Annotated in this window: 3 protein-coding genes and 1 rRNA gene; 1 reads left to right on the top strand and 3 read right to left on the bottom strand. The window is 27.9% G+C overall.

Features of this window, described 5'->3' with window-relative positions; translation table 11 throughout:
- Positions 1 to 846 precede the first annotated feature (846 nt).
- Positions 847 to 1,386: an anaerobic ribonucleoside-triphosphate reductase activating protein gene (gene nrdG / locus KGF42_RS18615; protein WP_107594548.1), complete on the bottom strand. Its 540-nt coding sequence runs from the start codon at positions 1,384 to 1,386 to the stop codon at positions 847 to 849.
- Positions 1,387 to 1,407: 21 nt separating this feature from the next.
- Positions 1,408 to 3,759, bottom strand: a complete 2,352-nt coding sequence (locus tag KGF42_RS18610; protein ID WP_227826871.1) for an anaerobic ribonucleoside triphosphate reductase — start codon at positions 3,757 to 3,759, stop codon at positions 1,408 to 1,410.
- A gap of 372 nt (positions 3,760 to 4,131) precedes the next feature.
- On the opposite strand from KGF42_RS18610, the gene KGF42_RS18605 reads away from it, so the two are divergent.
- A complete protein-coding gene (locus KGF42_RS18605) occupies positions 4,132 to 5,316 on the top strand; it encodes a pyridoxal phosphate-dependent aminotransferase (RefSeq protein ID WP_054272128.1) in 1,185 nt (394 codons plus the stop codon).
- 207 nt (positions 5,317 to 5,523) lie between these two features.
- On the opposite strand, the gene rrf is transcribed toward KGF42_RS18605, so the two are convergent.
- A 5S ribosomal RNA gene (gene rrf, locus KGF42_RS18600) occupies positions 5,524 to 5,640 on the bottom strand.

Genomic DNA, 5,640 nt, shown 5'->3' with positions numbered 1-5,640 from the left:
CTGAGCCAGGATCAAACTCTCAAATAAAAGTTTATCAGGCTCAGATACTATTGTTATCAAAATATCTGGCTTTATGGTTTGTTTCTTGTTTATAAATTAACCTACTGTTTAATTTTCAAAGTTCTTTATACCTTATGTGTTTGCCCTTTTCTTGAGGACAAGTATTACTATACCAACTTTTTCTTTTAGAGTCAACAACTTTTTTCACATTTTTTATTTTTGAATGTCCCATTTATGAATATATTACAATATTATCCACATTATAAACAACTGGTTCATATTGTTTTAACTTATCATATTAAATATTATCCACATTATAAACACATTTATCCACAAATTACAAAATTTAATATTTTTTGTACAACAACAGATATTATATAATTATACCTTATTTATTTATCTAATCTGTACTATAGAATCTGTTCACATATTAAATTTACACTTAGTTATTTATTTAAAATACCTACTTTAAAGCTTCTATATTTTTTAGACTACTTAACATTAATATCTATAATATTAAATTAATGTTCTTTCAAATTGCTTATCAGTATCTTATCATTTATCTAAATATTTATATTGTAATAATTAAAGATTTTTGTAAGTCAGTTGAATATTGTTTCTTAGCAAAGAATCCAATTAGATAATCTCTGATATATTTTTTAGAACCTATATACTAAAATAACCTAAACTATAAAAGACTCAAGCTTAAATACACAGTAAATATTTTAATCTAATTTTAACCTAATTGTTATATCTTCTATTATACTATTATATAAATTTAAAACATAACATAGAAATAGACGAAAATAAATATGTACTTATATTTACTCCCGTCTACTTATAATTCTATTCTGCTATAGATAAATCGTCCTTCATATAGTGTTCAGCTAAAAATACTTTTTTATATTTCAAGCTTTTTTGAACATCAATTATTCTTTGATTTGATGAACCTCTAAACTTTAAGCTTATATCTTTTTTTTCAGCCATAAATTTTCCATCTACTAAAATATCAATTTGTTTTAGTAAATTTAAATTTTTGAAATATGTGCTATTTTTTTTATCTAACAGTTGTTCAAATGTAAACCCAGTATATGACCATACATCTAATCCATTTCTTTTGGCTTCTCTTGCTACTTCTTCTAATGGTTCTGGCTGTAAGAACGGTTCTCCTCCTGATAACGTAATACCCTTTTGTAATTTCAATGATTTTACCTTATTTATAATTTCTTCTGTATCCATATAAAATCCCCCATATAAATCATGTGTCTGAGGATTATGGCATTCTTTACAATTATGAATACATCCTTGAGTCCATATTACCATTCTTAATCCTGGTCCATCAACTATACTGTCATAACTTATAGTAGATGACATTCTTATTTTCATAACTTATTCCTCCAAATAAAACTATCTATGTTTTACCCTATCTCTTACTTCTGCTTTTTTAGCATTATTAAATCTGTCAACTGTGCCAACTAAATATCCTGTTATTCTTCTTATTCTTTCAAATTTGATGTCACTTTCATCTTCATTTCTTCCACATACAGGACATATATTACTTGTTATTACTCCTGAAAAACCACATATTGGATCTCTATCTACAGGATGATTTATACTTCCATATCCTATACCCAAATCCTTCATAGCCTTTATAACAGTTTCAAAAGCTTCTAAATTATCAGATGGATCTCCATCTAGCTCTACATATGTTATATGACCTGCATTAGTCAATTCATGGTATGGAGCTTCTATCTCAATTTTATCATATGCACTTATATTATAATAAACTGGTACATGGAATGAATTAGTATAATATTCTTTATCTGTAATACCTTTGATTTCTCCATAGACTTTTTTATCTATTTTAGTAAATCTACCTGAAAGACCTTCTGCTGGAGTACCCATTAAAGAGAAATTTAATTTGTATTTGTTTGTTACTTCATCCATTCTATTTCTCATATGTGACACTATTTTTAACCCTAACTCTTGAGCTTCTTTACTTTCTCCATGATGTTTACCTATAAGAGCAATAAGGCATTCTGCTAAACCTATAAATCCAATTGTCAATGTACCTTGCTTTATTACTTCTTTTAATGTATCTTCTGGCCCTAAATCATCAGAACCTTTCCATACTCCTTGACCCATTAAGAATGGGAAGTTCTTCATCTTTTTATTTCCTTGAACCTCAAGACGCTCTAATAATTGTTCTATAATTAAGTTTATCTTCTCATCTAATTCTTCAAAGAAATCATCTAAATTAACTTTTTCATTACTTACAATACCATGCTTTATACCCAATCTTGGGAGATTTACTGTAGTGAAAGATATATTACCTCTACCACTAACTGTTTCTGAACCACACACATTACTAAGTACTCTTGTTCTACAACCCATATATGTAGCCTCTGTATCTGGCTCACCCTTTTTATAATATTTTGCATTAAAAGGTGCATCTAAAAAACTAAAATTTGGGAATAGTCTTTTAGCTGATACTCTACATGATAATTTAAATAAATCATAATTAGGGTCTTCAGGATTTAAATTTATACCTTCTTTGACCTTAAATATTAAAATTGGAAAAATTGGTGTCTCTCCATTACCTAAACCTCTTTCTTGAGATAATAAAAGATTTTTAGTCACCATTCTTCCTTCTTCAGAAGTATCTGTTCCGAAGTTTACACTTGAAAATGGTACTTGTGCACCTGCTCTAGAATGCATTGTGTTTAGATTGTGTATAAATGCTTCCATAGATTGGTATGTTTTTTTATCAGTTTCTCTATATGATTCTTCAAAGGCAAAGTTTTGTATGTTATTTACAAGTTCTTCATTAATATCAAAAGTTTCTATTAATTTCTTTTTTTCTAAATTAAGATATAGTTCATCTCTCTTAAGACCAACCTTTTGATTTGTTTCTTTCTCTGTATTATATACTATGTTCTTTATTGCATCATTATTTTCAATTCCTTTGAATAACTTTAACGCTTTAGCTAAATTTCCTATGTAGAATTTCTTAAATGTCTTATATACACCTTCAGCCAATCCATAATCGAAAAATGGTATACTTTGACCTCCATGTTGATCATTTTGATTGCTTTGTATAGCAATTGCAGCTAATGCTCCATAACTTATTATGTCTTGTGGTTCCCTTAAAAAACCATGTCCTGTTGAAAATCCACCATTAAATAGTTTTTTAACATCTATTTGACAACAAGTTAATGTTCCCATGTTTAAAAAGTCCATATCATGTATATGTATGTCTCCATTATCATGAGCAAAAGAATGCTCTGGTTTTAATATATGAGTCTTGCAAAATTCTTTAGATACAGTACTTCCATATTGTAGCATCGTTCCCATAGCTGTATTACCATTAATGTTTGCATTTTCTCTTTTTATATCAGCATCTTCTGCATCCTCAAAAGTAATTTCCTCTATTGCCTTCATCAATCTTGTTTTTGAATTTCTTATTCTACTTCTTTCAGTTCTGTATATTATATATTCTTCACTAGTTTTTGCATGACCAGTTTCTATAAGAACCTTAACTACAGAATCTTGAATGTCTTCAACACTTGGAACGGATTCTGAATATCTATGATTTAAAAATTTTATTACTTCTTGAGTTAGTTGTTCAGATAATTTATAATCAGGTACTATTCCTTCCCTTTCTGCAACATTTGTCGCTGCTAAAAATATAGCTCTTGTTATTCTATCTTCATTAAATGGGATTACTCTTCCATCTCTTTTTTTTACGAATTCAACCAATTAAAAAACCCTCCTATTACTATATATTGTATTTTATTAATCTACATACCACTATATGTAGTATATTAAGTCTAAAAAAATCCCCTTCAACTAAGTTAAAGGGATTATCTTAATAATTGCTACATTAAGATTACCAAATTTGTACATAATAGTCAAACTTACGCAAATCATTGCAAATACTATGTAGATATTTTGAACAGTAGCGTTTCTAACAACTTCGAGAGTCAAAAAAATTTTCTCTTTTTTTTACACTAATTTTAGGCAAAAAGCGTATATTTTTATATATATTAATATATATATCTACAAATTTCCTTATGTAAATTCTTTAAAATTGTCGTATAATATAAATAATAATTTAAAAGGAGGAATTTTATGTTATCAAAAAGACTAGACTTTATAACACCATCCTACACAATAGGTATTAGTTCGAAAGTTAAGGAAATGGAAAATAACGGAATTAAAGTAATAAATCTTAGTATAGGAGAACCTGATTTTAATGTGCCTAATAACGCAAAATCTTATGGTATTGATTCTTTAAATAAAGATTACACTAAATATGATTTAGTTCCAGGATTAAAAATACTTAGAGAGGAAATATGTAAAAAACTTATTGAAGAAAACAATTGTAACTATTCAATAGATGAAATAGTTGTATCAAGTGGAGCAAAGAACTCTATAACAAATACCTTACTAGCTTTAACAGATGAGGGAGATGAAGTATTACTACCAAAACCTTACTGGGTTAGTTATCCTGAAATGGTTAGGTTGGTTAATGCTGTTCCAGTTTTCATTGACACTAAAAAAGAAAATGGATTCAAGTTAACAAAAGAAGAACTTGAAAAATCTATAACAAACAAAACAAAAATTCTTGTAATAAATAACCCTTCGAATCCTACTGGTAGTGTTTATACAAAAAATGAGTTAATAGAAATAGTAGATGTATGTATACAGAATAAAATATATATTTTAGCAGATGAAATATACGAAAAAATATGCTATAATGAAAAATTTACATCAATTGCATCATTAAGCAAAGAGGCTAAAGATATAACAATAACTATAAATGGCTTTTCTAAATCAGTTGCAATGACTGGATTAAGATTAGGATATACTGCATCTAATAAAACGATTGCTAAGGCAATGAGCTCTATACAGGGACATCTTATATCTCATCCAAGTTTAACAGCACAGTACATAGCATATGGAGCCTTAAAAGATTGCTCAACTGATATAGATAATATGGTTAAAACATACAAGTATAGAAGAGACTTAATTACATCTAAATTAGATTCTATAGAAAATGTAGGATACGTAAATCCAGATGGTGCATTCTATGCCTTTATAGACCTATCTAAAGTATCTGAGAGATTTAAGTATAAAGATAGCTTTTCTATCGAATTTTGTAATCAGTTTTTAGAAGAATATAATGTCGCAGTTGTTCCTGGAATAGCATTTGGTATGGATAAATACATTCGTATATCTTATGCTTGCAATGAAAATACTTTCTTATCTGGATTAGATAAATTAAAAGAATTTGTATATAAAATAATGGCATAATAATAATTTAAATTGAATAGCTCTTGGATACAATGTATTAAATGAAGGTTAGCATGTTAAGTAAATATATAACATCTATTCAAGAATTCAATTAAAATTTTAAAGAAAAATAAAAGACTAGTTGATATAAAAATCAGTAAGTCTTTTATTTTTCAATTAGAGTAAAATACTAACTCATATTCTAAATGTATCATAATAAAAAAGATTACGTGGCTACGTCCTACTCTCCCAGGCAGTTTCCCACCAAGTACCATCAGCGCTAGAGAGCTTAACTTCTGTGTTCGGAATGGGAACAGGTGTATCCTCTCTGCTATTGTAACCACA

The organism is Clostridioides sp. ZZV15-6383, assembly GCF_020657735.1.
GTDB lineage: Bacteria > Bacillota > Clostridia > Peptostreptococcales > Peptostreptococcaceae > Clostridioides > Clostridioides difficile_D.
The sequence above is the reverse complement of the archived record's forward strand: the minus strand, read 5'-3'. Positions and strand labels throughout refer to the sequence as shown.

What these genes read in the sequence shown, in the direction of transcription:
- nrdG (WP_107594548.1), bottom strand. Translation starts at nt 1,386, where the DNA reads ATGAAAATAAGAATGTCATCTACTATAAGTTATGACAGTATAGTTGAT.
- KGF42_RS18605 (WP_054272128.1), top strand. Translation starts at nt 4,132, where the DNA reads ATGTTATCAAAAAGACTAGACTTTATAACACCATCCTACACAATAGGT.